This window comes from Roseococcus sp. SYP-B2431 (assembly GCF_004336745.1).
Taxonomy (GTDB): domain Bacteria; phylum Pseudomonadota; class Alphaproteobacteria; order Acetobacterales; family Acetobacteraceae; genus Roseococcus.
Genome location: NZ_SJXD01000022.1, coordinates 245,713 through 269,541, shown reverse-complemented (window position 1 = coordinate 269,541; position 23,829 = coordinate 245,713). Strand labels below are relative to the sequence as shown.

Annotated in this window: 25 protein-coding genes and 1 riboswitch; of the genes, 13 read left to right on the top strand and 12 right to left on the bottom strand. The window is 69.8% G+C overall.

Features of this window, described 5'->3' with window-relative positions; translation table 11 throughout:
• The first annotated feature begins 6 nt into the window (after positions 1-6).
• The 3 genes from prfB to EJV46_RS09265 all read left to right on the top strand — a co-directional run bounded on the left by prfB (position 7) and on the right by EJV46_RS09265 (position 2,578).
• Positions 7-1,138 (top strand): peptide chain release factor 2 gene (prfB, locus tag EJV46_RS09275; RefSeq protein ID WP_131548336.1). Its coding sequence is split into 2 segments (ribosomal slippage): positions 7-75 and positions 77-1,138, totalling 1,131 coding nucleotides; the frame shifts between segments, so codons are not numbered across the junction.
• A gap of 84 nt (positions 1,139-1,222) precedes the next feature.
• Positions 1,223-1,930: a metallophosphoesterase family protein gene (locus EJV46_RS09270; RefSeq protein WP_131548335.1), complete on the top strand. Its 708-nt coding sequence runs from the start codon at positions 1,223-1,225 to the stop codon at positions 1,928-1,930.
• A gap of 12 nt (positions 1,931-1,942) precedes the next feature.
• The gene (locus EJV46_RS09265) at positions 1,943-2,578 is read left to right on the top strand and encodes a trimeric intracellular cation channel family protein (RefSeq protein ID WP_131548334.1); all 636 of its coding nucleotides are present in this window, start codon (positions 1,943-1,945) and stop codon (positions 2,576-2,578) included.
• Between the two features lie 35 nt (positions 2,579-2,613).
• Here the strand turns inward: EJV46_RS09265 and EJV46_RS09260 are convergent, their stop codons facing one another.
• The 5 genes from EJV46_RS09260 to EJV46_RS09240 all read right to left on the bottom strand — a co-directional run bounded on the left by EJV46_RS09260 (position 2,614) and on the right by EJV46_RS09240 (position 8,402).
• On the bottom strand, positions 2,614-3,588 hold the full coding sequence (locus EJV46_RS09260; protein ID WP_131548333.1) for a tripartite tricarboxylate transporter substrate binding protein: 975 nt from the start codon (positions 3,586-3,588) through the stop codon (positions 2,614-2,616).
• 102 nt (positions 3,589-3,690) lie between these two features.
• The gene (locus tag EJV46_RS09255; protein ID WP_131548332.1) at positions 3,691-5,316 is read right to left on the bottom strand and encodes an acyl-CoA synthetase; all 1,626 of its coding nucleotides are present in this window, start codon (positions 5,314-5,316) and stop codon (positions 3,691-3,693) included.
• Position 5,317: 1 nt separating this feature from the next.
• Positions 5,318-6,088, bottom strand: a complete 771-nt coding sequence (locus EJV46_RS09250; RefSeq protein WP_240782483.1) for an enoyl-CoA hydratase — start codon at positions 6,086-6,088, stop codon at positions 5,318-5,320.
• The gene (locus EJV46_RS09245; RefSeq protein ID WP_131548330.1) at positions 6,085-6,525 is read right to left on the bottom strand and encodes a hypothetical protein; all 441 of its coding nucleotides are present in this window, start codon (positions 6,523-6,525) and stop codon (positions 6,085-6,087) included. Before EJV46_RS09245 ends, EJV46_RS09250 begins: the two co-directional genes overlap by 4 nt.
• Positions 6,525-8,402, bottom strand: coding sequence for a propionyl-CoA synthetase (locus EJV46_RS09240; protein ID WP_131548329.1), 1,878 nt, complete (start codon positions 8,400-8,402; stop codon positions 6,525-6,527). Before EJV46_RS09240 ends, EJV46_RS09245 begins: the two co-directional genes overlap by 1 nt.
• A 75-nt stretch (positions 8,403-8,477) precedes the next feature.
• Between EJV46_RS09240 and EJV46_RS09235 the strand changes: the two genes are divergently transcribed.
• From EJV46_RS09235 to EJV46_RS09225, 3 genes are read left to right on the top strand one after another with little or no spacing between them, the layout of a single operon-like run.
• Positions 8,478-9,353: a DMT family transporter gene (locus EJV46_RS09235; RefSeq protein ID WP_240782482.1), complete on the top strand. Its 876-nt coding sequence runs from the start codon at positions 8,478-8,480 to the stop codon at positions 9,351-9,353.
• Positions 9,354-9,405: 52 nt separating this feature from the next.
• Positions 9,406-10,797, top strand: coding sequence for an L-lactate permease (locus tag EJV46_RS09230; RefSeq protein WP_131548328.1), 1,392 nt, complete (start codon positions 9,406-9,408; stop codon positions 10,795-10,797).
• Positions 10,798-10,799: 2 nt separating this feature from the next.
• Complete coding sequence (locus EJV46_RS09225) at positions 10,800-11,432, top strand: DNA-3-methyladenine glycosylase (protein ID WP_131548327.1); 633 nt, start codon at positions 10,800-10,802, stop codon at positions 11,430-11,432.
• Between the two features lie 71 nt (positions 11,433-11,503).
• Here EJV46_RS09225 and EJV46_RS09220 read toward each other — a convergent pair whose 3' ends face one another.
• Positions 11,504-11,824, bottom strand: a complete 321-nt coding sequence (locus EJV46_RS09220) for a cell envelope biogenesis protein OmpA (RefSeq protein ID WP_165585440.1) — start codon at positions 11,822-11,824, stop codon at positions 11,504-11,506.
• Positions 11,825-11,962: 138 nt separating this feature from the next.
• Here EJV46_RS09220 and EJV46_RS09215 point away from each other — a divergent pair, with 138 nt between their 5' ends.
• The gene (locus EJV46_RS09215; protein WP_131548325.1) at positions 11,963-12,958 is read left to right on the top strand and encodes an isopenicillin N synthase family oxygenase; all 996 of its coding nucleotides are present in this window, start codon (positions 11,963-11,965) and stop codon (positions 12,956-12,958) included.
• A 15-nt stretch (positions 12,959-12,973) separates the two neighbouring features.
• On the opposite strand, the gene EJV46_RS09210 is transcribed toward EJV46_RS09215, so the two are convergent.
• Positions 12,974-13,942, bottom strand: a complete 969-nt coding sequence (locus tag EJV46_RS09210; RefSeq protein WP_131548324.1) for a tripartite tricarboxylate transporter substrate binding protein — start codon at positions 13,940-13,942, stop codon at positions 12,974-12,976.
• A 134-nt stretch (positions 13,943-14,076) separates the two neighbouring features.
• Here EJV46_RS09210 and lepA point away from each other — a divergent pair, with 134 nt between their 5' ends.
• A complete protein-coding gene (gene lepA, locus EJV46_RS09205; protein ID WP_131548323.1) occupies positions 14,077-15,882 on the top strand; it encodes a translation elongation factor 4 in 1,806 nt (601 codons plus the stop codon).
• Between the two features lie 64 nt (positions 15,883-15,946).
• Here the strand turns inward: lepA and EJV46_RS09200 are convergent, their stop codons facing one another.
• Positions 15,947-16,528 (bottom strand): XRE family transcriptional regulator, encoded by a 582-nt coding sequence (locus EJV46_RS09200; RefSeq protein ID WP_206020753.1) that lies wholly within the window; start codon positions 16,526-16,528, stop codon positions 15,947-15,949.
• A 28-nt stretch (positions 16,529-16,556) separates the two neighbouring features.
• Between EJV46_RS09200 and EJV46_RS09195 the strand changes: the two genes are divergently transcribed.
• On the top strand, positions 16,557-16,781 hold the full coding sequence (locus tag EJV46_RS09195; protein ID WP_240782481.1) for a hypothetical protein: 225 nt from the start codon (positions 16,557-16,559) through the stop codon (positions 16,779-16,781).
• Positions 16,782-16,839: 58 nt separating this feature from the next.
• On the opposite strand, the gene EJV46_RS09190 is transcribed toward EJV46_RS09195, so the two are convergent.
• From EJV46_RS09190 to thiS, 4 genes are all read right to left on the bottom strand, one after another.
• A complete protein-coding gene (locus tag EJV46_RS09190; RefSeq protein WP_131548322.1) occupies positions 16,840-17,970 on the bottom strand; it encodes a type III PLP-dependent enzyme in 1,131 nt (376 codons plus the stop codon).
• Positions 17,971-18,391: 421 nt separating this feature from the next.
• Complete coding sequence (locus EJV46_RS09185) at positions 18,392-19,171, bottom strand: SDR family oxidoreductase (RefSeq protein ID WP_131548321.1); 780 nt, start codon at positions 19,169-19,171, stop codon at positions 18,392-18,394.
• Positions 19,172-19,230: 59 nt separating this feature from the next.
• Positions 19,231-20,049: a thiazole synthase gene (locus EJV46_RS09180; protein WP_131548320.1), complete on the bottom strand. Its 819-nt coding sequence runs from the start codon at positions 20,047-20,049 to the stop codon at positions 19,231-19,233.
• Between the two features lie 3 nt (positions 20,050-20,052).
• Entirely contained in the window at positions 20,053-20,286 is a 234-nt protein-coding gene (thiS, locus tag EJV46_RS23530) for a sulfur carrier protein ThiS (RefSeq protein ID WP_240782480.1), read from the bottom strand.
• Between the two features lie 41 nt (positions 20,287-20,327).
• Positions 20,328-20,439: riboswitch (TPP riboswitch) on the bottom strand.
• Between the two features lie 155 nt (positions 20,440-20,594).
• Between thiS and aroQ the strand changes: the two genes are divergently transcribed.
• The 4 genes from aroQ to aat all read left to right on the top strand — a co-directional run bounded on the left by aroQ (position 20,595) and on the right by aat (position 23,827).
• The gene (gene aroQ / locus EJV46_RS09170) at positions 20,595-21,050 is read left to right on the top strand and encodes a type II 3-dehydroquinate dehydratase (protein WP_131548318.1); all 456 of its coding nucleotides are present in this window, start codon (positions 20,595-20,597) and stop codon (positions 21,048-21,050) included.
• Complete coding sequence (accB, locus tag EJV46_RS09165) at positions 21,047-21,526, top strand: acetyl-CoA carboxylase biotin carboxyl carrier protein (RefSeq protein WP_131548317.1); 480 nt, start codon at positions 21,047-21,049, stop codon at positions 21,524-21,526. Before aroQ ends, accB begins: the two co-directional genes overlap by 4 nt.
• A gap of 133 nt (positions 21,527-21,659) precedes the next feature.
• Positions 21,660-23,003, top strand: coding sequence for an acetyl-CoA carboxylase biotin carboxylase subunit (accC, locus tag EJV46_RS09160; RefSeq protein ID WP_131548316.1), 1,344 nt, complete (start codon positions 21,660-21,662; stop codon positions 23,001-23,003).
• 158 nt (positions 23,004-23,161) lie between these two features.
• Positions 23,162-23,827: a leucyl/phenylalanyl-tRNA--protein transferase gene (gene aat, locus EJV46_RS09155; protein WP_131548315.1), complete on the top strand. Its 666-nt coding sequence runs from the start codon at positions 23,162-23,164 to the stop codon at positions 23,825-23,827.
• The last annotated feature ends 2 nt before the right edge of the window (positions 23,828-23,829 follow it).

Genomic DNA, 23,829 nt, shown 5'->3' with positions numbered 1-23,829 from the left:
CCCATCATGCGCGCCGATGCCACACAGTTGCACGAGCAGATCACCGCTTCGGTGACTCTGCTGAGGAGGCATCTTTGACTGGGATGCCTCTCTCATCCGCCTCGCCGAGCTGAACGCCCGGGCCGAGGACCCCACCCTCTGGAACGACGCCGCCGAGGCCCAGCGCCTCATGCGCGAGCGGGGCCGTCTCGTCGAGCAGGTCGAGGGCGTCCAGAAGCTGGAGCAGTCCGTCGCCGATGCAATGGAGCTCATCGAGATGGCCGAGGCCGAGAGCGACGCCGCGACGGCCGACGCCGCCGTGGCCGACCTCGAATCCTTCGCCGTCGAGGCCAAGCGCCGCGAGATCGAAAGCCTGCTCTCGGGCGAGGCCGACCACAACGACGCCTATATCGAGGTGAATGCCGGCGCCGGCGGCACCGAGGCCCAGGACTGGGCCGAGATGCTGATGCGCATGTACATGCGCTGGGCCGAGCGGCGCGGCTACAAGGTCACGCTGACGGAACAGTCCGAAGGCGAGGAGGCGGGCATCAAATCCGCCACGCTCCAGGTCAGCGGCGACAATGCCTTCGGCTGGCTGAAGACCGAGACGGGCGTGCACCGCCTGGTGCGCATCAGCCCCTTCGGCGGCAACGACAAGCGCCAGACCAGCTTCGCCAGCGTCTATGTCTATCCGGTGATCGACGACAAGATCGAGATCGAGATCAACCCGGCCGACCTCAAGACCGACACCTTCCGCGCCTCCGGCGCCGGCGGGCAGCACGTGAACAAGACGGAATCGGGCGTGCGCTTCACGCATATCCCGACCGGCATCGTCGCCGCCTCCACCCAGGACCGCTCGCAGCACCGCAACCGCGTCATCGCGATGGATATGCTCAAGGCGCGCCTCTACGAGCTGGAACTGCGCAAGCGCGAGGCCATCAGCGACAATATCGAGGCCGGCAAGACAGACATCGGCTGGGGCCACCAGATCCGGAACTACGTGCTGCAGCCCTACCAGCTGGTGAAGGATCTTCGCAGCGGGCTGGAGAAGGGGAACCCGACCGCCGTGCTGGATGGGGACATCGACGACTTCATGGCGGCGGCGCTGGCCGCACGCGTGGGGAACACGCGGTCGGATGCGAGTGCTTCGGCGCGCTGAAGGCCAGGGGCACTGCCCCTGGGCCCCGGCGGCGGACAGGCTCCCCGCACTCTCGCTGGTCAAGGGGGCGCGGCGCCTCTCGCCATGAAGTGGCTCAAGGCGCCCGCGACCCTGCCTGTCGGCACGCGCATCTACGCCATCGGCGATGTCCACGGCTGCGCCGACCAGCTCAGGGCCCTGCACGACCTCATCCGCGCCGACCTGAAGGCGAACCCCACCTCCGGCGCCTCCGTCGTCCATCTCGGCGACTTCATCGATCGCGGTCCCGATTCCGCTGGCGCCATCGAGGCCGTGATGGGCTTCAAGGCCTGCCCGGTCGTGAACCTGCGCGGCAACCATGAGGACACGCTTCTCGCCGCGCTGGACGGCGACAGTCCCAGCGCCACCGACTGGATGTATTACGGCGGCAGCCAGGCCCTCGCGAGCTGGGGCCTCGACCCCCTCGCGCCGCGCGACAGCTGGGCCGCCGGCATCCCCGCCGCGCATATCGGCTTCCTGCGCGGGCTGCGGCTGCACCACCAAGTCGGCCCCTATCTCTTCGTCCATGCCGGCATCCGCCCGGGCCTTCCCCTGGGGGAGCAGACGCCCGAGGACCTGCTGCGCATCCGCGGCGCCTTCCTCGACAGCGAGGCCGATCACGGCGTGATCGTCGTGCATGGCCACACCCCCGTTCGCGAGCGCGAGGCCGACCTGCGGGAGAACCGCATCAACCTCGACACCGGTGCCGTCTTCGGCGGCCCGCTCACCTGCGGGGTGCTCGAAGAGGGCCGGATCGGTATCCTGACGGCCTGAGGAGCTTCTCCCATGACGGCCGACCTGCCTGTCTCCTACGTGATCCACGCGCTCGACCTCGTGGGCATCTTCGTCTTCGCCCTCAGCGGCGCGGCGCTGGGCACGCGGCGGGGCATGGACGTCTTCGGCGTGCTGGTCCTGGCCTTCGTGACCGCCACCTCCGGCGGCATCCTGCGCGACCTGCTGCTCGGCGCCGTGCCGCCGGATTCCATCGCGAGCTGGCATGCGCTGGCCATTTCCACGGCCGCGGGGCTGCTGGTCTTCTTCAGCCAGCAGACGGTCACCCGCCTCGCCTCGGCCGTGCTGTTCTTCGATGCGGTGGGGCTCGGCGTCTTTGCCGTGACGGGGACGTACAAGGCGCTGGCCTTCGGGCTCTCGCCGCCGATGGCGGCCCTGCTCGGCGTGATCAGCGGCATCGGCGGCGGCATGGTGCGCGACGTGCTGACGGCGCGCGTGCCGGTGGTGCTCCAGGCCGAGATCTACGCCGTGGCGGCGCTGGTCGCAGCGCTCGTGGTGGTGGCGGGGCAGTGGCTGGCCATCCCCGCCCCGATCGTCTCCGTGGCGGCCGTCGGGCTGTGCCTGACGCTGCGGATGATCGCGATCTCGCGCAAATGGCGGCTGCCCGTCGCACCGAAGACCGAGGATTAGCGCGGCGGAAGATCCGCCGCGCAGAGGATCGTGCCTCAGTCCAGTTGGATGTTCAGATCCTGAATGATCGGCGCCCAGCGCGCCCGCTCCTCCTGGATCATCCGAGCCATGTCCTGCTGGCCACGGAACACGGCGGTCTGGCCCTGGGTGGCGAAGGTGCTCTGGATGTCCGGATCCGCCACCGCCTGGCGAAAGGCGCCTTCCAGCCTTGCGAGCACGGCCGGAGGCGTCCCGGTCGGCGCCACGAAGCCCTGCCAGCCGCGGACGACGAGATTCGGGAAGCCCTGCTCGATCGCGGTCGGCACTGTGTTCAGCACCGGATGCCGTTCCTCGCCGAGGAAGGCGATCGCGCGCACCAGCCCGGCATCGACCTGCGGCTTGGCGAGGCTGATCGCGTCGACCATCAGCTGGATGCGGCCGCCGAGCATGTCCTGCAGCGCGGGCGCGCTGCCGCGATAGGGAATGTGGGCGATCTGCACATTGGTCTGGTTGCGGAACAGCTCGAAGCCGAGATGGGTGATTCCCCCCGCGCCGCCGGAGCCGAAGTTCATCGTGCCGGGGCGCCGGCGGGCGAGCTCCACGAATTCGGTCAGGTTGCGCACCGGCATGCTGGCCGGGACCATCATGAACAGGGCGCTCTGCGTCACCGTCGCGACGGGCACCAGGTCGCGCTGCGGATCATAGGGCAGGTTGCGATACATCAGCGGGTTCATCGCGATGACGCTGTTGTTCACATGGCCGAAGGTATAGCCGTCCGGCGCGCTCTTCGCGACGGCATCCAGGCCGAGGTTGCCGTTGGCGCCGCCCCGGTTCTCGACCACGATCGGCTGGCCGAGCAAGGGCTGCATCTTCTGGGCGAGGGGCCGGGCCACGAGGTCGGAGCCTCCACCGGGCGCGAAGCCGACAATGAGGCGGATCGGCCGCGTTGGATAATCCTGGGCATGGGCATGCGTCATGGGGTTGGCGGCCAGCGTCGTCGCGGCGGCAGCCAGAAAGGTGCGGCGGTTCAAGCGTCTTCTCCATCTCCCGGCCGCTTACGGGCCGGTGTGGAGGCAGGCTAGGTCAGGTCCCGTGGGGGTGTATAGGTGCGGCCGTTGAGCCTTCGGCCGGCGTCAGAGCGGCTGGCGCAACTGGCCGCGCAGCACGTGCTTCTGGATCTTGCCCGTGCTGGTCTTCGGCAGCTCCGTGAAGACGATCCGCTTGGGTGTCTTGAAGCCCGCGAGCAGGCTGCGGCAATGCGCGATCATCTCGGCCTCGCTGGCCTCCTGCCCCGGCTTCAGCTCGACGAAGGCGCAGGGCACCTCGCCCCATTTCTCGTCGGGCTGGGCGACGACGGCGGCGAGCGACACGGCCGGATGCTTGAACAGGGCGTCCTCGACCTCGATCGAGGAAATATTCTCGCCGCCCGAGATGATGATGTCCTTCGAGCGGTCGCGCAGCTGCACGTAGCCGTCCGGATGCTTCACCGCGAGGTCGCCCGTGTGGAACCAGCCGCCGGCGAAGGCCGCGTCGGTCGCCGCCTTGTCCTTCAGATAGCCCTTCATGACGCTATTGCCCTGCATCATGACCTCGCCCATCGCCACGCCGTCGGCGGGGATGGGCGTCATGGTCTCGGGATCCATCACGTCGAGGCCTTCGAGCGCGACGTAGCGCACGCCCTGCCGCGCCATCAGCCGCGCCTGCTCGGCGGCGGGCGCCGCGCTCCATTCGCGGTGCCACTCGTTGGTGACGGAGGGGCCGTAGCACTCCGTCAGCCCATAGACGTGCAGCACGCCGAAGCCCGCCGCGCCCATGGCGGCGAGCACCGCCTCTGGCGGCGGCGCGCCGGCGACGACGAAGGTGATCGCCCCTGGCAGCGGACGCTTCTCGGCATCTGGTGTCGCGAGCAGCGTCCCCATCACGATCGGCGCGCCGCACATATGGGTCACGCCATGCTCGGCGATGAGCGACCACATCGCGGCCCCACGCACCGCGCGCAGGCAGACATGCGTGCCAGCCATCGCGGTGATGGTCCAGGGGAAGCACCAGCCGTTGCAATGGAACATCGGCAGCGTCCAGAGATAGACCGGATGCCGCCCCATCCCCGCCGAAAGCACGTTGCTCACCGCCAGCAGCTGGGCGCCGCGATGATGATAGACCACGCCCTTCGGCTTGCCCGTCGTGCCCGAGGTGTAGTTGAGCGCGATGGCGTCCCACTCGTCGCGCGGCATGGGCCAGGCGAAATCCGCACCACCCTCGGCGAGCAGCGTCTCGTAGTCGAGCCCGCCCAGCGTTTCGGGTGACGGCGCCTCGCTGTCGTTCACCTCGATGATTTCGGGGCGGTTCCCGCATTGCGCCAGCGCCGCGCGCAGCACCGGCACGAATTCGCGATCCACGATGAGAATGCGCGCCTCGCCATGGTCGAGGATATAGGCGATCGTCGCCGCATCGAGGCGTGTGTTGATGCTGTTCAGCACGCAGCCGGCCATGGGCACGCCATAGTGGCATTCCAGCATCGCGGGCGTGTTGGGCAGCATCGCCGCCACCGTGTCGCCGCGCCCGAGACCGCGCTGCGTCAGCGCATGCGCGAGCTTCACGCAACGTGCGCGCAGCTCGGCATAATTGCGGCGGATCGTGCCATGCACCACGGCCAGGTGATCGGGGAACACCGCGGCGCTTCGCTCCAGGAAGAGCAGCGGCGTCAGCGGCTGATGGTTCGCGGCGACGCGGGAAAGCGCATCGTAATCGGAAGCAGCCATCCTATCGATCCTGCCATTGCGGGGCACGCTTGCCGAGGAAGGCGCCGATGCCCTCCGCGGCGTCGGCGGCCATCATGTTCTCGACCATCACCGCGCTCGCGGCGTCATAGGCCTCGGCGAGCGGCAGGCCGGCCTGCGCGAGGAAGCCGCGCTTTCCCATGCGGATCGTGACCGCCGAGCGCGCGGCGATCTGCGACGCGACCTCCAGCGCGGCCGCCCGCGCATCCCCGGCGATGCGGTTGATGAGGCCGAGTTCCTTCGCCTCCGCCGCGCTCACCATGCGGCCGGTCAGCAGCATCTCCATCGCCGCCTTGCGCGGGATGGCGCGCGAGACGGCGACTGCCGGCGTCGAGCAGAAGAGCGCGATGTCCACGCCCGGCGTGCAGAATTTTGCCCCGGGCGTCGCCACCGCCATGTCGCAGCTCGCGACGAGCTGGCAACCGGCCGCCGTCGCAATGCCTTCGATGGCCGCGATCACGGGAACGGGATGATTCACCACCTGCTGCATCACGCGGCTGCACAGCGTCATGGTGCGCGCGTAGAATTCGCGCCCGCCATCGCTCCCCTCGCGCGCCGCCGTCAGCTCGCGCAGATCGTGCCCCGCCGAGAAGGCGGGGCCATTCGCGGCCAGCACCACGCAGCGCGCATCCTCGGTCGCCTGCAGCGCCTCGGCCAGCGCCTCCAGCATTTCGATATTCAGCGCGTTGCGCGCCTTCGGGCGGTCGAGCGTGATGAGCGCGACGCCGTCATTGCGCCGTTCCTGGATGATCACTGCTGGCCTCCCGGCTCGAAGAGCGTTTGCGGCAGACGGTATCGGCGCTGCCATTGGGTCCACACGACCTCCGTCGGGCCCACGGCGTATTCCTCCACCTTCCAGCCGCCCGCGAGACGCCGCCACAGGACATGCGTGGCGCCGTTGTCGAACTGTCCGCTTTCCACCCGCGCGCGATAGGGCGTCGCGGTCCAGTCGATCGTCCCCTCGCCATCCGGGCGGCGCGGCTGCAGCACGCCGTAAGCAAAGTCTCCGAAGCGCCTTAGTTCACGCACCGTGAAGCGGACGGGGCCATCGGTGGCACGCATGAGCGTGGGGCGGATCGCCTCCAGCAGAAGGCGACGATCCGGGTCGCCGCGAACAACATCCATCGCGTGCTGCTGCGCCCGCGCCGGTACGGCCAGGAAAAGCAGTGGCAGCACGGCGCGGCGCGCCATCATCTTCCGAGCACCCCGGCGATCTCTTCGAGGATCACCGGATCGTCGATGGTCGGCGGCACGGTGTAGCTTTCGCCATCGGCGATCTTGCGGATCGTCGCGCGCAGGATCTTGCCCGAACGCGTCTTCGGCAGCCGCGCGACCACGCGCGCCTCCTTGAAGGCCGCCACCGGCCCGATGCGCTCGCGCACCAGCGCGACCAGTTCGCGCGCCACGTCGCTGTCCTCGCGCCGCACGCCGGCCTTCAGCACGACGAGGCCCAGCGGCGCCTGCCCCTTCAGCGCATCCGCCATGCCGACCACCGCGCATTCCGCCACATCTGGATGCGCGGCCAGCACCTCCTCCATCGCGCCGGTCGAGAGGCGATGGCCGGCGACGTTGATGATGTCGTCGGTGCGGCCCATCACCCAGGCGAAGCCTTCCTCATCGACCATCCCGGCGTCCGAGGTGTCGTAATAGCCGGGGAAGGTGGAGAGATAGGCTTCCCGGAAACGCTGCCCGGCGTTCCACAAGGTCGGCGCGCAACCGGGCGGCAGCGGCAGCTTCAGCACCAGCGCGCCCTGCGAGCCCCGAGGCACTTCCCGCCCCTCGGCATCGAGCGCGCGCAGATCATACCCCGGCGCCGGCTTGCCGCCGGAGCCGGGGCGCGGCTCGAACAATCCGAAACCGCGGAAGCCGGCGGTGATGGGCCAGCCCGTCTCGGTCTGCCACCAGTGATCCACCACCGGCACGCCGAGCTTCTCGGCGGACCACAGCGCCGTCGGCGGATCGCAGCGCTCGCCGGCGAGGTAGAGCGCCTCCAGCTTCGAGAGGTCGTGCCGCTTCATCAGCGCGCCGTCCGGATCCTCCTTGCGGATGGCGCGGATCGCGGTGGGCGCGGTGAAGAGCACGCGCACCCCATGCTCGGCGCAGACGCGCCAGAAGGTGCCCGCATCGGGCGTGCCGACCGGCTTGCCCTCGAAGAGCACCGAGGTGCAGCCCGCCAGCAGCGGCGCATAGACGATGTAGGAATGCCCCACGACCCAGCCGACATCGGAGGCCGTCCAGAAAACGTCGCCGGCATACAGCCCGTAGATCATCCGCATGCTGGCATGTAGCACCACCGCATGCCCGCCATGGTCGCGTAGGATGCCCTTGGGCTTTCCCGTCGTGCCGCTGGTGTAGAGGATGTAGAGCGGGTCGGTCGCCGCCACGTCCACGCAGGGATGCGGCGTGCCGGCGGCTTCCGCTTCCGCGTAGTCGATGTCGCGGCCCTCGACCATCGTGCAAGGCTGCTGCTCGCGTTGCAGGATCAGGCAGAAGCCGGGCTTGTGCGCCGCCATGCCGATGGCCGCGTCCAGCAGCGGCTTGTAGGCGACGACACGTCCCGGTTCGATGCCGCAACTGGCCGAGATCACCGCCTTGGGCGTCGCGTCGTCGATGCGCGCCGAGACCTCCGCCGCCGCGAAGCCGCCGAAGACCACCGAATGGATCGCGCCCAGCCGCGCGCAGGCCAGCATGGCGATCGCGGCCTCCGGCACCATGGGCATGTAGAGGAGAACGCGGTCGCCCTTCACGACGCCGCGCGTGGCCAGCGCGCCGGCCAAGCGGCTCACACGGTCGAGCATCTCGGCGTAGCTGAAGTGCCGGATCGTCCCGGTCACGGGGCTGTCGTAGATGATGGCGGCCTGCTGCCCGCGCCCGGCCGCGACGTGGCGGTCCAGCGCATTGTGGCAGGTGTTCAGCACGCCATCGGGGAACCACCGGCCGTAGAGGCCCATCGATCCGTCGAAGGCGCGGGAAGGCGGCCGCGACCAGTCCAGTCCGCGCGCGGCCTCGAGCCAATAGGCCTCCGGATCCGCCCGCCATTGCGCGACTGCAGCGTCATACGCCGTCATGGACCGTTTCTCCTCCGGGAGAAAATGACCGCACGAGCGTTGCTTCGCAAGCGCGGCCGCAGCACTCTCCACGGCATGTCCACGCGCCTCGCGGCCCTGCCCGGCAACCTTCGCGGCGCGATCCTCATGTCGCTCAGCGCGCTGCTCTTCGCCACCGAGGCGCTGTTCATCCGCTGGCTGAACGACCGCGGCGTGCCCACCACCACCCAGCTCTTCGTGCGCTCGCTGGGGCAGCTGGTCTGGGTGGCGCCGCTAATCCTCATGGCCGGGACGAATGTGTTCCGGACCCGGCGCGGGGGGATGCACCTCCTGCGCGGCCTCTGCTCCACCGCGACCTGGGGGCTGTACTTCCTGTCCTTCGCCTATCTGAACCTCGCCACGGCGACGGTCCTCTCCTTCACCAACGTCATGTTCACGACCATGCTGGCCGGCCCGCTCCTGGGCGAGCGCGTGGACCGGGCCCGCTGGGCCGGCACCGTCGCCGGGCTGCTGGGCGTCGCCGTGATGCTGCGCCCGGGCGCCGACATCCCGCTGGCCGGGGCGCTGGTCGCCCTGGGCGCGGCCTTCGCCTGGTGCGGCATCACCCTGACCTCGCGCAGCCTCTCGCGCACCGAGCGGACGGAGACGGTGCTGGCCTGGGTCGGGCTGGTGACCACCGCCTGCACCCTGCCTTTCGCCGTCGCCGGCTGGACGCCGCTGAACCTTGGCGACGTCGCGATCCTCGCCGTCTTCGGCCTGTTCACCCCGGGCATCATCTGGCTGGTGACGGAGGCGCTGCGCGCCGGCGAGGCCAGCGCCGTCGCGCCCTTCCAGTACCTGCGCCTGGTCGTGATCGCCGCGGTCGGCTGGGTGCTCTGGGGCGAGGTGCCGGACGGCTGGACTTGGCTGGGAGCTGTCGTGATCCTCTCCGGCGCCGTGGTCATCACCGTCAGCGAGGCGAGACGGAAATGAGGCTTCGCGCGCCGGAGGCGGGAGCGATGCTTCGCGCGCCGGAGGCGCGACGGTGACCCTCGCCCTCCAGGCCGCGCCGCTCGTGCTGCTGCTGGCGCTGTTGGCCAGCGGCCGGGCGGGCCCGCTGGCGGCCTGCGGCATCGCCCTGGCCGCCGCGATCCCGGCCATCGCCGTGACCCTCCCGGACGGCGCCACCATCCCGGACGTCCTGCTGCGCGAGAGCCCGCGCGCCGCCTTCCTCGCGCTCCAGCCCATCGCCGTCGTGGCCGGCGGGCTGCTCTTCCACGCCGCGGTGGTGCAGGCGCGCGACTCCGCGCCGCGCGAGGCCACGCCGGCGCGGATCTTCGCCGTGGCGATGCCGATGGGCGTCTTTCTGGAAAGCGTCACCGGCTTCGCGGTCGGCGCGGTCTTCGCGCTCTCGGCGCTGCGCGGCATGGGGATCGGCGGCGCCATCGCCATCGCGCTGGCCGTCCAGTCGCAGGTCATGGTGCCCTGGGGCGCGCTCGGGCCGGGCTCGGCCCTCGGGGCCGTGCTCGCGGGCGTGCCGGCGCAGGAGATGGCGGCGCTGGTCGCCTGGCCGAACGCGGCGTGGATCCTGGCTCTCGCACCCGTGCTGTGGTGGCTGCAATCCCGCGCGGGCGTGCCGGTGCCGGCGCGCGAGAAGGCCGTGCAGGCGCTGATGCTGGCGGCGATGGCGGCGCTGCTGGTCGCGCTGCACGCCATCCTGCCCTTCGAGACGGTGGGGCTGGCGGCGAGCGGGATCGTCGCGGTCTGGGCGCTCTGGCGCTCCGATCCGCCGCCGGACCTTCGCTCGGCGCTACGGGCCAGCTGGCCCTATCTCCTGCTGACGGCCTGCCTACTCGCCGCACGGCTGGTCCCGCATCCGCCGGCCTTGCGCCCCTTCGCGGAGCTGCCCGGCATCCCGGTCACCCATGTCGCCGTGGTGCTCTGGCTCGTGGCTTTCGGCCTGCTGGCCCTGCATTCCGACGGCCGGTCCCGCGCGGCGGCCGCGCTGCGCCGGGCGAAGCGGCCGGCCGCGGCCATGCTGCTCTACGTGCTGCTGGGCCGCTGGCTCGCGGGCAGCGGCGTGGCGCAGGCCCTCGCGCAGGCGCTGATCGAGGGGAAGGGCGCCCTGGCCGCCTATGCCCTGACGCCGATGGGCTTCCTGGGCGGCTTCATCACCGGCAGCAATGTCGGCGGCAATGCCGCGCTGATGCCGGTCCAGGTGGCGCTCGGGCGCGAGCTCGGCCTGCCCAGCCTGCTCGCCCCGGCCCTGCACAATTTCGCGGGCGGCGCGGGGGCGGGGATGAGCATCGCCGCCACGGCCATGCTTTGCGCACTGCTCGCCGACGGCACGCGGCCCGTGCAAGTCTGGCGCCTGATGGCGCCTTCCATGGCGCTGGTCGTGCTGATCGGCACGCTGGCGCTGGTTCTCCTGGAGTGACGATGGCCGACTGGCAGACCGCCGAGCGCAGGCTCCTGCGCGACAAGATCCTGCGTCCGCTGATCAAGCGCGTCGGGCCGTGCACCATGGAGCACATCCCGCGCGAGCCCTACGAGGCGCTGATCCGCGCGATCTCGCACCAGCAGGTGCATGCGCGGGCGGCCGAGGCGATCCTCGGCCGTTTCATCGCGCTCTACCCGCATGATTCCTTCCCGCCGCCCCGCTTCGTGCTCGACCTGCCGCCCGAGGCGCTGCGCGGCTGCGGCTTCTCCGGCTCGAAGACCGCCGCCATCCGCGACATCGCCGAGAAGACGGTGGGCGGGCTGGTGCCGAGCCTGGACGAGGCCGCGGCGATCGACGATGCGACGCTGATCCAGCGCCTCGTCGCGATCCGCGGCGTCGGCCAGTGGACGGTCGAGATGGTGCTGATGTTCACCCTCGGCCGCACCGACATCCTGCCGGTGGACGATTTCGGCGTGCGCGACGGCTGGAAGCTGCTGACGGGGGCGGAGCAGCAGCTCAGGCCCAAGGAGCTGGCCGCCATCGGCGAGGCCTGGAAGCCGTGGCGCAGCGTGGCGGCCTGGTATCTGTGGCGGGCGTCCGAGGAAGGCAAGAAAGCGAAGACGGCCGCATAGCGGCGATCCGGATCCCGCTCCGCATCGCTGCCACGCCTGACGCCGCGCCCCCTCGGCCGTGACGGCGGAGGCTACTTCCCGTAGCCGTAACCATAGCCGTAGGAGGGCGGCGGAGGCGGCGGCACATAGCCCGGCGGCGGGTAGCCGTAGCCATAGGCCGGGGGAGGGGGCACCGGCGTCGTCGCCGCGCCCACGATCGCGCCGCCGGCGCCACCGATGAGGGCACCAGCCGCCGCGCCGCTCCCACCGCCCGCCAGGCCGCCGATAGCCGCGCCGCTCAGCGCGCCGATTCCGGCGCCGCCCAGGGCGCGCTGGCCCGGATCATAGGGATTGGTGCAGCCCGCGCCGAGCAGGGCCACGCCCGCCAGCAGAATCACCGTCGTCTTGCCCATCCTGCCGTGCTCCATCGGGTGGCATGTGTCGGAACGCTACCATCGCAGATAACGCCCAACAATCGGTTGGGCTGCCGGCCATCGAGTTCACGCGACCGCCGCCATGCCATAGGCTGACGGGAAAGCTGAGGATCTTCCATGACGTCTTCCCTGGCCGAAGGCCGCATCCCCGTCCTCGACATCGGCGCCTTCCTGCGCGGCGCGCCCGGCGCCCGCCAGGAGCTGGCCCGCCATGTGGCGCGAAGCTGCGAGGACACCGGCTTCCTCGTCTTCGCGGGCCACGGCATCGATCAGGCGCTGATCGACGGCTGCTTCGCCGCCGCGGCCGAGTTCTTCGCCCTGCCGGAGGAGCAGAAGCTCGCCCTCAAGATCGGCGACATCAATCTCGGCTTCCTGCCGACCGGCGCGCAGACCATCCGCACCTCCAAGGTCGCCGAGGTGAAGAAGCCGAACCTCAACGAGAGCTTCTACATCATGAAGGACCTCTCGCCGGACGATCCCGACGTGGTCGCGAAGAAGCCTTTCGCCGAGCCCAACAAGTGGCCGCCGGCCCTGCCGGCCTTCCGCACGGCGACCATGGCCTATTTCACCGCCATGAAGGCCCTGGCGCACCGCATGCTGCCGGTCTTCGCCGAGGCGCTGGAACTCGCGCCCGACTATTTCGACAAGGATTTCCGCGACCCGACCTGCACGCTGCGCCTGATCCGCTACCAGCCGCAGCCCGAGGCCGAGGCCGACCGATTCGGCTTCGCGCCCCACATCGACACCAACTTCACCACCTACCTGGCGCAATCGGCCCTGCCTGGCCTCGAGGTCCGCACGCGTGAGGGCGAATGGCTCAGGCCGCCGGCCATCCCCGGTACCTTCGTGGTGAACACGGCCGAGATGCTGGGCCGCTACAGCAACGACCGCTTCGCGCCGACGCCGCACCGCGTCGTCAACAACAACCGGGAGATGCGCTACGCCATCCCCTTCTTCTACGGGCCGGACAACGACGCGGTGATCCGATGCGTCCCGAGCTGCGTGAGTGCGGACAACCCGGCGCGCTACGAGGACCTGCTCTACATGGACCACCGGCTGAAGCTGAACCGGACCAACTTCGCCCATCGGCAGGCGGCGCCGGCCGCGGGCTGACCTGCCGGCCGGGAGTCAGCCCGCGTTCTGCGGCTGGATACCCGCTGCCCGGGCCGCGGCGCCCCATTTCTCCATCTCGGCGATGGTGAAGTCGCGGCTCTGCTCCGGCGTCAGGGTCGAGACCTCGGCGCCTAGGGTCTTATGGCGATCCAGCACCTCCGGCCGGTTCAGCGCCGCCACGATCTCGCGGTGCAGGCGCGTGACCACCGGGACGGGCAGATTGGCCGGGCCGATCACCATGCCCCAGGTCGAGGCCTCGAAGCCCGGCAGCAGCTCGCCGAGGGTGGGCGTGTCGGGCAGCTGCGGCGCGCGCTGCGCGCCGGTGGTCGCCAGCGCCTTGAGCGAGCCGGACTGGATGTGGCTCAGCGCCGCCGGCACCGTGTCCATCATCACGTCCACCCGGCCGGCGATCAGGTCGGGATGCGCCTGGGTGCTGCCGCGATAGGGTACATAGGTGAGCTGCGTTCCGGTGCGCTGGGCGAAGAGCAGCGGGGCCAGCCGCACCACGCCGGCCGTGCCCGCATAGGTGAGGTGGCCGGGCGGGTGGCGCTTGGCGAGGTCCACCAGCTCCTGCGCCGTATTGGCCGCGAAGCCCTTGGCGGCGCAGAGGACGAGCGGCGTCCGGGTGGTCAGGGAGAGGAAGGTGAAGTCGCGGATCGTGTCGAAGGGCAGCCGGTAGAAGGCGGCGTTGACCGGATGGCCCACCGAAACCAGGCCGATCGTATGGCCATCGGTCGCCTTGGCGATCACATCGGTCCCGATGACGCCATCGGCGCCGGCGCGGTTCTCCACCGGCACGGGCTGGCCGAGCGCGGCCGCCATGGGCTCGGCGATCAGCCGCGCGGTGATGTCCGAGACGCCGCCCGGGGTATAGGGCACGATCATGCGCAGCGGCCGGCTCGGAAAGGCCTGCGCGCGCAGGGACTTGGCGCCGATGAGAAGGGAAGGTGCGGCGAGCAGGGCCGCACGGCGGTGCAGGGTCATGGAACGTTTCTCCAGCCGGGATTGGCCCCCGGTCACCGGCCCATGCTGCGGCATGTCGCGGGTCAGGTGAAGGGAAACCTCGGCGCATGGCTTCCGCGCTTTCAACCGGGGCTTTTTGGCCCTATCTCCCGCGGATGACCGAGACTCCGCTGAACCTGATCCGCAACTTCTCCATCATCGCGCATATCGACCATGGGAAGTCCACGCTGGCCGACCGTCTGATCCAGACGACCGGAACCGTGGCGCTGCGCGATATGAAGGAACAGCTGCTCGACAACATGGACATCGAGCGCGAGCGCGGCATCACCATCAAGGCGCAGACCGTCCGCATCAGCTACCCCGCCAAGGACGGCAAGACCTACACGCTGAACCTCATGGACACGCCGGGCCATGTGGACTTCGCCTATGAGGTCAGCCGCTCGCTCGCCGCCTGCGAGGGCTCGCTGCTGGTGGTCGACGCCTCCCAGGGCGTGGAGGCGCAGACCCTCGCCAATGTCTACCAGGCGCTCGACGCCAATCACGAGATCGTCCCGGTCCTCAACAAGGTCGACCTGCCGGCCGCCGAGCCCGACCGGGTGAAGCAGCAGATCGAGGACGTGATCGGCCTCGACGCCTCGGAAGCGGTGATGATCAGCGCCAAGACGGGCCTGAACATCGAGGGCGTGCTGGAGGCCATCGTCACCCGCCTGCCGCCGCCCACGGGCGACGCCTCCAAGCCCCTGACCGCCCTGCTGGTGGACAGCTGGTACGACGCCTATCTCGGCGTGGTCGTGCTGGTGCGGGTGCGCGACGGGCATCTGCGCAAGGGCCAGCGCATCCGCATGATGTCGAACGGCGCGGTCCACACGGTGGAGCAGGTGGGCATCTTCACGCCGAAGATGATCCCCCGCGACAGCCTCGGCCCCGGCGAGATGGGCTTCGTCACCGCCGCCATCAAGACCGTGGCCGACACCAATGTCGGCGACACCATCACCGACGACCGCAGCCCCGCGACCGCGGCCCTGCCCGGCTTCAAGCCCAGCATTCCCGTGGTGTGGTGCGGCCTCTACCCCGTGGATGCCGACGACTTCGAGAAGCTGCGCGAAAGCGTGGGCAAGCTGCGGCTGAACGACAGCAGCTTCCACTACGAGATGGAGACCTCGGCGGCGCTGGGCCTCGGCTATCGCTGCGGCTTCCTGGGCCTGCTGCACCTGGAGATCGTGCAGGAGCGGCTCTCCCGCGAGTTCGACCTCGACCTGATCGCGACCGCGCCGAGCGTGGTCTACAAGCTGAAGCTGAACAACGGCCAGGAGCTCGACCTCCACAACCCGGCCGACATGCCCGACCCCACCCTGGTCGCGGAAATCCAGGAGCCCTGGATCAAGGCCACCATCATGGTGCCGGACGAATATCTCGGCCCGGTCCTTACCCTGTGCAACGAGCGCCGCGGCCGGCAGGTGGAGCTGACCTATGTCGGCAGCCGCGCCATGGCGGTCTACATGCTGCCGCTGAACGAGGTGGTCTTCGACTTCTACGACCGGCTCAAGTCGATCAGCCGCGGCTATGCGAGCTTCGACTATGCGATGGAGGGCTACGAGGCCGGCGATCTGGTGAAGATCTCCATCCTCGTGAATGCCGAGCCGGTGGATGCGCTCTCCTTCATGGCGCATCGCAGCCAGGCGGACCGCCGCGGCCGCTCCATCTGCGAGAAGCTGAAGGACCTGATCCCCCGCCAGCTCTTCAAGATCCCCATCCAGGCCGCGATCGGCGGCCGCGTGATCGCTCGCGAGACCATCTCCGCGATGTCCAAGGACGTGACGGCGAAGTGCTACGGCGGCGACATCAGCCGCAAGCGCAAGCTTCTGGACAAGCAGAAGGAAGGCAAGAAGCGCATGCGGCAGTTCGGCAAGGTCGAAATCCCGCAGAGCGCCTTCATCGCCGCCCTCAAGATGGACGCCTGATCTTGCCGCCTCGCTGCTGAGGCCCATGCCAGGGCGCGGCCACTCGCTGGTGGAGCTGGCCTCCTCAGCGCCGCGCCAGCGTCACCACGTAGCGGCAAGGCGCGGAGGTCTGGTTCTCGTATTCGCGGTCCTGCGGGACCGTGAGGTCGAAGGCCAGGCAGTCGCCCGGCCGCAGCACGTTCTCCGTGCCGCCCTCCCGGATGGTGAGGCCGCCCGAGATCAGCCAGACGCAATGCCCGCGCATGAAGGCATAGGACGAGGCCGGATAGGCCACGCGGCCACTTGGCGGCATCTCGACATGGATCAGCTCGGGATCGGCGCCGGCGGGGGATAGCTGGCGACGCACATAGCCTGTCTCCGGATCGGTCCAGACCTCCTGCCCGGCCGCCCGCGACAGCCGCCCGGCGCCCCCGTCCGATTCTGCCCGCGCCAGCAGGGTCGAGACCGTTAGCCCGAAGGCGCCGGACAGCCGCCCGAGCAGCGCGGCGGTGGGGCTGGCCTCGCCGCGCTCCACCTTGCTGATCATGGCCCGCGAGACGCCGGACGCCGCCGCCAGCTCGGCCATGGCCCAGCCGCGCGCCTCGCGCTCCCGCCGGATGCGGCCGGCGAGGAGGCTCTGCAAGGGATCATCCAGGATAGTGGACATGCATGCACTTTAGTGGAACGCTGGCCGCATGGCCATGGATTCGAGCAAGCCGCCGGGGATCGGACATAATGGCGGCCCACCGCTCGACCCCGACGCCTCCTGGCGAAGCTACGTCTGGCGGAAGGCGCACAAGAAGGCCTGGAAGACGCCGCCGCGCGAAATCGCCCTGCGCCGCCTCGCCCGGGCCGAGGAGCTCGGCATGAGCTACAAGGAATACACGCTCGAGATCATGGAGCGCGGAAAATACCTCTGAAACGACGAACGCCGCCGCGGTCTCCCGCGGCGGCGTCCTGTCACCGAGGCCCGGAGCCTCAGATGTAGTGCTCGGCCAGCGGCTCGAAGCCGTTGAACTTCTGGCTGGCATAGGTCGTCACATAGGCGCCGGTCGCCAGCAACTCCACGCGGTCGCCCGCCGTCAGCGCCGTCGGCAGACGGTAGTTGGACTTCTCGTAGAGCGTGTCCGTGCTGTCGCAAGTCGGGCCGGCGATGGTCACGGGACCCTCGGCGGTGCCGTCATGCGGCGTGCGGAACGCGTATTTGATCGCCTCGCCCTCGGTCTCGGCCAGCCCGCCGAAACGGCCGATGTCCAGGTACACCCAGCGGACGGGATCGTCCTCGGCCTTGCGGCTCACGAGCACGACCTCGGCCTGGACCACGCCGGCATCGGCGACCAGGAAGCGGCCGGGCTCGATCACGATCTCGGGCAGGGCATTGCCGAAATGCTCGGCCATGGCGCCCATGATCGCGGAACCGAACTCGTCGATTTCCGGCACCTCGGACTTGTAGCGGACCGGATAGCCGCCGCCGAGATTCACCATGCGCACCTTCACCCCGGCATCCACCAGGTCGGTGAACAGCATGGCGACCTTGGCGATGGCCATCTCATAGGCGGCGGTGCGGACCTGCTGGCTGCCGACATGGAAGGAGAGGCCGAAGGGATCGAGGCCCATCTGCCCGGCCTTGACCATGAGGTCACGCGCCATCTCGACTTCGCAGCCGAACTTGCGGCTCAGCGGCCATTCGGCGCCGTCATTGCCCACCAGGATGCGGCAATAGACGCGGGCGCCGGGCGCGGAGCGGGCGAGCTTCTCCAGCTCCATCTCGCTGTCGAAGGCGAACATCCGCACGCCGCGCGCATAGGCGGCCGCGATGTCGCGCTCGCGCTTGATGGTGTTGCCGTAGGAGATCGCCTCCGGATCGGCGCCGGCGTCCAGGCACATTGCCACTTCCTGGAAGCTGGCAGCGTCGAACTGCGAGCCGAGGCCGACCAGCCGCTCCAGCACGGGCGCGGCCGGATTGGCCTTCACCGCGTAATAGATGCGCGCGAGGGGCAGCGCGTCGCGCAGCCGGCGGAAGTTGGCTTCCACGCGGTCCACGTCGAGCACCAGGCACGGCGTGGCCGGCTGGATGTCAGCAAGGAAGCGAGCGACCTTCGGGGTCATCGCAGCACCTTCCACAAACATAGTGGAACCATCCCCGTCAGGGGCGGCCCCAGATTGACGAAACGGTCGAACGAACCAGCGACCAGAAGAAAACCGGGAGGGTGAGCTCCCGGGGTTGCCAGAACGCTTGACGTCGTTGCGTAAACCTTGCGCCGCGGTGGCAAGCCGAAAGTGGGGCTCAGCTCCGTGGGCCTGGGGCCAGAGGCACGTGCGTACTGCGTCTTGTGAGGCGGCATGTAGGGCTGCCGTTCCGCCAAGGCAAGCGGCTTTACGAAGAGAAACGAAGTTTTTTCGCGCCGCCCCCGGGGGCGACCGGAAACCCCTCCGAAACTCCCCCCGGAGGTCGCGGCGAAACGCCCGAATGGCCCTGGGGGTTGCCGGAGTGTTTCCGGCGCGCGTCAGGAATGCGCGGAACGCATCGTTACAGCGTGCCGGGGTAGGACCCACCGTCGAGCAGAATGCTCTGCCCGGTGGTGAAGCCCGCATGCGCGGAGCAGAGGAAAGCGGCGAAATTGCCGAATTCCTCGGCCGTGCCGAGGCGGCCGGCGGGGATCGCCTTCACGGCATTGCGCTCCAGCTCCTCCATCGTCGAGGTGCCGGCGGCGACGACCTGGCGCCAGTTGCCCCGGATACGGTCCGTGTCGAAGGGCCCCGGCAGCAGGTGGTTGATGGTGACGTTGTTCACCGCCACCCGCCGCGCCAGCGAGGCCAGCGCGCCCGTCAAGCCCGCCCGCGCGCCGTTGGAGAGCTCGAGCCGGGCGATCGGCGCTTTCACCGAATAGCTGGTGATGTTCAGGATGCGGCCGAACTTCCGCTCGGTCATCTTCGGCAGCACGGCCTTGATGAGGGCGATCGGCGTCAGCATGTTCGCCTCCACCGCGCGGCGCCAGTCGTCCAGCTCGAAGCCCGAGAATTCGCCCTGCGGCGGGCCTCCCGCATTGGTGATCAGGATGTCGGGATCCGGCAGGGCGGCCAGCACGTCGGCGCGGCCCGCCTCGGTGGTGATGTCGCCCTGGACGGTCTTCACCGAGACGCCCGTCGCATCGCGGATGGCCTTGGCCGTGGCTTCCAGCGCCTCGCCGCCCCGGGCCGTGATCACCAGCTCCACGCCTTCCCGCGCGAGCGCCTCGGCGCAGCCGCGGCCGAGACCCTTGGAGCCGGCGCAGACAATGGCCCTGCGCCCCTTGATGCCGAGATCCATGTTTTTCGCTCCCTCCCAATCGGTGAAGGGACGATCCTGCCTCGGCGGCGCGGAGCCGGCTAGCGGATGAGCCCGCTCATCGGGCTCGACGCATCCGCCCGGTAGTCGCGCGGCATGCGGCCGGCCAGGAAGGCCTCGCGCCCCGCGATCACCGCATGCTTCATCGCCACGGCCATCCGCACTGGATCCTGCGCATGCGCGATGGCGCTGTTCAGCAGCACCGCGTCGCAGCCGAGCTCCATGGCGAAGGCCGCCTCGCTGGCCGTGCCGATGCCCGCATCCACCAGCACCGGCACCTTCGCATTTTGCTTGATGCTGCGGATCATATAGGGGTTCACCACCCCCATCCCCGAGCCGATCGGCGCGCCGAGCGGCATGATGGCGACGCAGCCCATCTCCTCCAGCCGCTTCGCCGCGACCGGGTCGTCCGCGCAATAGACCATGACCTCGAAGCCATCGGCGAGCAGCGCCGCCGCTGCTTCGAAGGTGCCGGCCATATCCGGGTAGAGATAGGGCGGCGGGCCGAGCACCTCGAGCTTCACGAGGTTCCAGCCGCCGGCCTCGCGTGCCAGCCGCAGCGTGCGCACCGCCTCCTGCGCCGTGTGGCAGCCGGCCGTGTTGGGCAGGTAGGTGTAGTCCTGCGGCGACACGAAGTCCTGCAGCATGGGCGCCGAGGCGTCGCTGAGGTTCACGCGCCGCACGGCGACGGTGACGATCTCGGCCCCGCTGGCGCGGATGCTCTCGCCGGTCTGCTCCAGGGTCTTGTAGCGGCCGGTGCCCACGATGAGGCGGGAGCGGAAGCGGCGCCCGGCCACTTCCCAGCTGTCGTCCCCGGAGTCCTGGATGGTGGTCACGGGCGTGCGGATGTCGTCGGGCATGGTTCAGCCCCCTCCGATGAAATGGACGATCTCGACGGCGTCGCCGGCACCGAGCATCGTCGTGGCGTATTGGGAGCGCGGCACGATCTCCAGGTTGCGCTCGACCGCCACCTTGCGCTCGGCCAGCCCGATCTCCGCCAGCAGGCCGGCGACGCTGGTGCCGGCGGCGACGGCGCGCGCCTCGCCATTGACCGTGAGCGCCAGCTGGAGGCTCGGTGGCATCGGGGTGTCAGGCATCGTCTCGCTTCGTCCCAAAATCGATTCGATGGGAGGGTGGCGCGACGCCGATGGCCCATCCCTATCGCCGGCATGACCCGGATCAGGTTCTAAGAGTCGACCGCGTCCGCGCGGAATCTCAGCCCTCCAGGAAGGGCTCCCCTTGGTCGCGCCGATGCTGCGACCTGCCGCTGCCGGAAGTCAACATCGCCCGCATGCCGAAGATGGCCGCGGCCTTCCCCCGGGACAAGTCCCGGGCCCGTGCTTGCCCCTGCCGCGCGTCGCGTGCTAGCCCCGGCCCCTTCGAGAGGCCCCCGCCGGGAATCGCCATGAACCTCATTGCCGTGTTCAACGGCCCCAACCTCAACATGCTGGGCACGCGCGAGCCGGAGAAGTACGGCACCGCGACCCTGGACGATGTCGAGAGCCTCTGCGCCGAGGCGGCGGAGGAGCTGGGCCTGGCCATCGACTTCCGGCAATCCAATGTCGAGGGCGAGCTGGTCTCCTGGATCCAGGAGTGCCGCGGCCGCGCCGCGGGCATCGTGATCAACCCGGCGGGCTACACCACCACCTCGGTCGCCATCCTGGACGCGCTTCTGGCGGTCGGGCTGCCGGTGATCGAGATCCATATCACCAACATCCATCGGCGCGAGGAGTTCCGGCACAACAGCCTGGTCTCCAAGGCCGCCACCGGCGTGATCGCCGGCCTGGGCGTCGCGGGCTACGCGCTCGCGCTGCAGGCCATGGCGGGGCTGATCGGTGGAGATGAGGACGAAGACGCATGACAAGCGGCATCCAGTTCGACCCGGAGGCGATCCGCAAGCTCGCCGAGATCCTGCGCGAGACCGATCTGACGGAGATCGAGCTGTCCGAGAAGGACGCGCGGATCCGCGTGGCCCGTATCCTGCCCGCGGTGACGGTCGCCGCCCCCGTGATGCAGGCCGCGGCGCCCCTGGCGGCCGCCCCCGTCCCCGCTCCCGCGCCGGCCGCCGCCGCCGTGGATCCCTCGGCGCTGGACCTCAAGAACCCCGGCCTCGTGACCTCGCCGATGGTGGGCGTGGCCTATCTCTCGCCGGAGCCGGGGGCCGCGGCCTTCATCCAGCTCGGCGCCAAGGTGGCCCAGGGCCAGACGCTGCTGCTCATCGAGGCGATGAAGACCTTCAACCAGATCAAGGCCCCGCGCGCCGGCACGGTGACCCGCATCCTGATCGAATCGGGCACGCCGGTGGAATACGGCGAGCCGCTGGTGCTGGTGGAATAGCCCTCATGGCGAGCGCCGCCCAAGTCGACCCCGGCCGCAAGGCGGCCGGCGCCGCCCACTCCACTTCACGGCCTGGTGCTGCCGCCGCGCGGCGAAGCCAAGGCGCCGGAGGCGCCGCCCGGCGTCTGAGGGCATGATCAAGAAAATCCTGATCGCGAATCGCGGCGAGATCGCGCTGCGCGTCCACCGCGCCTGCCAGGAGATGGGCATCCGCACCGTCGCGGTGCACAGCACGGCCGACGCCTCGGCCATGCATGTCCGCCTCGCCGACGAGAGCGTCTGCATCGGCCCGCCCTCGGCCCGCGACAGCTACCTCAACGTGGCCGCCATCCTTTCGGCCGCCACCATCACCGGCGCCGAGGCCATCCATCCGGGCTACGGCTTCCTGTCCGAGAATGCCGGCTTCGCGGAGATGGTGGAGGCGCATGGCCTCATCTTCATCGGCCCGACCGCCGCGCATATCCGCATGATGGGCGACAAGATCTCGGCCAAGGACGCCATGCGCGAGCTTGGCGTGCCGCTGGTCCCGGGCTCGAAGGGCGCGCTGGACACGCTGGAGGAGGCCCGCGAGGTCGCCGAGCAGATCAGGTATCCCGTGCTCATCAAGGCGGCCGCCGGCGGCGGCGGCCGCGGCATGAAGGTCGCGCACAGCGCCGACGAGCTGGAGGAGGCCTGGCGCGTCGCGCGGACCGAATCCAAGGCGGCCTTCGGCAACGACGCCGTCTACATGGAGAAGTACCTCGACAAGCCGCGGCACATCGAGCTGCAGGTGCTGGCCGACAACCACGGCAATGTCGTGCATTTCGGCGAGCGCGACTGCTCGCTGCAGCGCCGCCACCAGAAGCTGGTCGAGGAGGCGGGCTCTCCCGCGCTGACCGGGCCCGAGCGCGACGCGCTGGGCGCGCAGGTCACTTCCGGGCTCAGCAAGCTCGGCTACCGCAATGCCGGCACGCTGGAATTCCTCTACCAGGACGGCCAGTTCGCCTTCATCGAGATGAACACCCGCCTCCAGGTCGAGCACCCCGTGACGGAGATGGTCTGTGGGGTGGATCTGGTCCGCGAGCAGATCCGCATCGCCTCCGGCGAGGCGCTGGGCTACGGACAGGAGGACGTGGCCTTCTCCGGCCATGCGATCGAGTGCCGCGTCACGGCCGAGGACGCGGTGACCTTCGCGCCCTCGCCCGGGCGGGTGAACACCTACCACGCCCCGGGCGGCCTCGGCGTGCGCGTCGATAGCGCGCTCTATTCCGGCTACTCCGTGCCGCCGCATTACGACAGCCTGGTGGCCAAGCTCATCGTGCATGCGCCCAGCCGCGCCCAGGCCATCGCGCGCATGCGCCGGGCGCTGGAGGAGATGGTGGTCGACGGCATCGAGACTACGCTGCCGCTGCATCGGCGGATCATGGCCGACCCCGAATTCCAGGCCGGCGACTACACCATCCACTGGCTGGAGCGCTTCGTCGCCCGGGCGGAATGACGCGCGCAGGCCGTTGACGCGTGGCTGCGAATTCTTTCCTGTTCCGGAACGCACAGAACGTTTCGGAACGATCATCAGGGCGTCTAGGATGAGGGCGTGAAACCCCTGAAGGCCACGTCCTCCCCCTCCCGACCTGCCGGACCAGGCTGAGCGCCCGCATGTCGCGCCGGCAGATGGAGATCACGCCCGAACTCATGCTGCGGGCGTATCGGATCGGCCTCTTCCCCATGGCCGAGAGCCGGGATGCGCGCACCCTCTACTGGCTCGACCCGGAGCAGCGCGGCGTCATCCCGCTTGAGGGTTTTCACCTGTCCCGCCGGCTGGCCCGGCGGCTCCGGCAGGCACCCTATCACGTGACGGCCAACCGGGAGTTCGAGCGGGTCATCGACGAATGCGCGGCTCCCCGGCCGAACTCGCCGGAAAGCTGGATCAACGCCGAGATCCGCTCGCTCTTCCTGGAGCTGCACGAGCAGGGCCACGCCCATTCCATCGAGTCCTGGAAGGACGGGGAACTGGTGGGCGGGCTCTACGGCGTGGCGCTTGGCGGCGCCTTCTTCGGCGAAAGCATGTTCAGCCGGGCGGACGACGCCTCCAAGGTCGCGCTGGTGCATCTCGTGGCGCGGCTGCGGCTGGGCGGCTTCACCCTGCTCGACGCGCAGTTCCAGACGACGCACCTGGCGCAGTTCGGTACGGAGGAGGTGCCCCGCGCCCTATACAAGCGGCTGCTCTCCGTCGCCGTTGAGGTGCCGGCGCGGTTCCCGGCCGAACTGCCGGAGGAGCTGCTGGCCCAGGAGATCGCGCGGCTGCGGACGCCCGGGGAGTAGGG

Excerpts from the sequence above, each read along its gene's own strand:
- EJV46_RS09210 (WP_131548324.1), bottom strand. The coding sequence starts at position 13,942 with ATGACCCTGCACCGCCGTGCGGCCCTGCTCGCCGCACCTTCCCTTCTC.
- lepA (WP_131548323.1), top strand. The coding sequence starts at position 14,077 with ATGACCGAGACTCCGCTGAACCTGATCCGCAACTTCTCCATCATCGCG.
- EJV46_RS09245 (WP_131548330.1), bottom strand. The coding sequence starts at position 6,525 with ATGGCGCGCCGCGCCGTGCTGCCACTGCTTTTCCTGGCCGTACCGGCG.
- EJV46_RS09200 (WP_206020753.1), bottom strand. The coding sequence starts at position 16,528 with ATGTCCACTATCCTGGATGATCCCTTGCAGAGCCTCCTCGCCGGCCGC.
- EJV46_RS09185 (WP_131548321.1), bottom strand. The coding sequence starts at position 19,171 with ATGGATCTCGGCATCAAGGGGCGCAGGGCCATTGTCTGCGCCGGCTCC.
- aroQ (WP_131548318.1), top strand. The coding sequence starts at position 20,595 with ATGAACCTCATTGCCGTGTTCAACGGCCCCAACCTCAACATGCTGGGC.
- accB (WP_131548317.1), top strand. The coding sequence starts at position 21,047 with ATGACAAGCGGCATCCAGTTCGACCCGGAGGCGATCCGCAAGCTCGCC.
- EJV46_RS09240 (WP_131548329.1), bottom strand. The coding sequence starts at position 8,402 with ATGACGGCGTATGACGCTGCAGTCGCGCAATGGCGGGCGGATCCGGAG.
- EJV46_RS09255 (WP_131548332.1), bottom strand. The coding sequence starts at position 5,316 with ATGGCTGCTTCCGATTACGATGCGCTTTCCCGCGTCGCCGCGAACCAT.
- aat (WP_131548315.1), top strand. The coding sequence starts at position 23,162 with ATGTCGCGCCGGCAGATGGAGATCACGCCCGAACTCATGCTGCGGGCG.
- accC (WP_131548316.1), top strand. The coding sequence starts at position 21,660 with ATGATCAAGAAAATCCTGATCGCGAATCGCGGCGAGATCGCGCTGCGC.
- EJV46_RS09180 (WP_131548320.1), bottom strand. The coding sequence starts at position 20,049 with ATGCCCGACGACATCCGCACGCCCGTGACCACCATCCAGGACTCCGGG.
- EJV46_RS09220 (WP_165585440.1), bottom strand. The coding sequence starts at position 11,824 with ATGGGCAAGACGACGGTGATTCTGCTGGCGGGCGTGGCCCTGCTCGGC.
- EJV46_RS09190 (WP_131548322.1), bottom strand. The coding sequence starts at position 17,970 with ATGACCCCGAAGGTCGCTCGCTTCCTTGCTGACATCCAGCCGGCCACG.
- EJV46_RS09270 (WP_131548335.1), top strand. The coding sequence starts at position 1,223 with ATGAAGTGGCTCAAGGCGCCCGCGACCCTGCCTGTCGGCACGCGCATC.
- EJV46_RS09195 (WP_240782481.1), top strand. The coding sequence starts at position 16,557 with ATGGCCATGGATTCGAGCAAGCCGCCGGGGATCGGACATAATGGCGGC.
- EJV46_RS09225 (WP_131548327.1), top strand. The coding sequence starts at position 10,800 with ATGGCCGACTGGCAGACCGCCGAGCGCAGGCTCCTGCGCGACAAGATC.
- EJV46_RS09215 (WP_131548325.1), top strand. The coding sequence starts at position 11,963 with ATGACGTCTTCCCTGGCCGAAGGCCGCATCCCCGTCCTCGACATCGGC.
- EJV46_RS09265 (WP_131548334.1), top strand. The coding sequence starts at position 1,943 with ATGACGGCCGACCTGCCTGTCTCCTACGTGATCCACGCGCTCGACCTC.
- thiS (WP_240782480.1), bottom strand. The coding sequence starts at position 20,286 with ATGCCTGACACCCCGATGCCACCGAGCCTCCAGCTGGCGCTCACGGTC.
- EJV46_RS09235 (WP_240782482.1), top strand. The coding sequence starts at position 8,478 with ATGTCCACGCGCCTCGCGGCCCTGCCCGGCAACCTTCGCGGCGCGATC.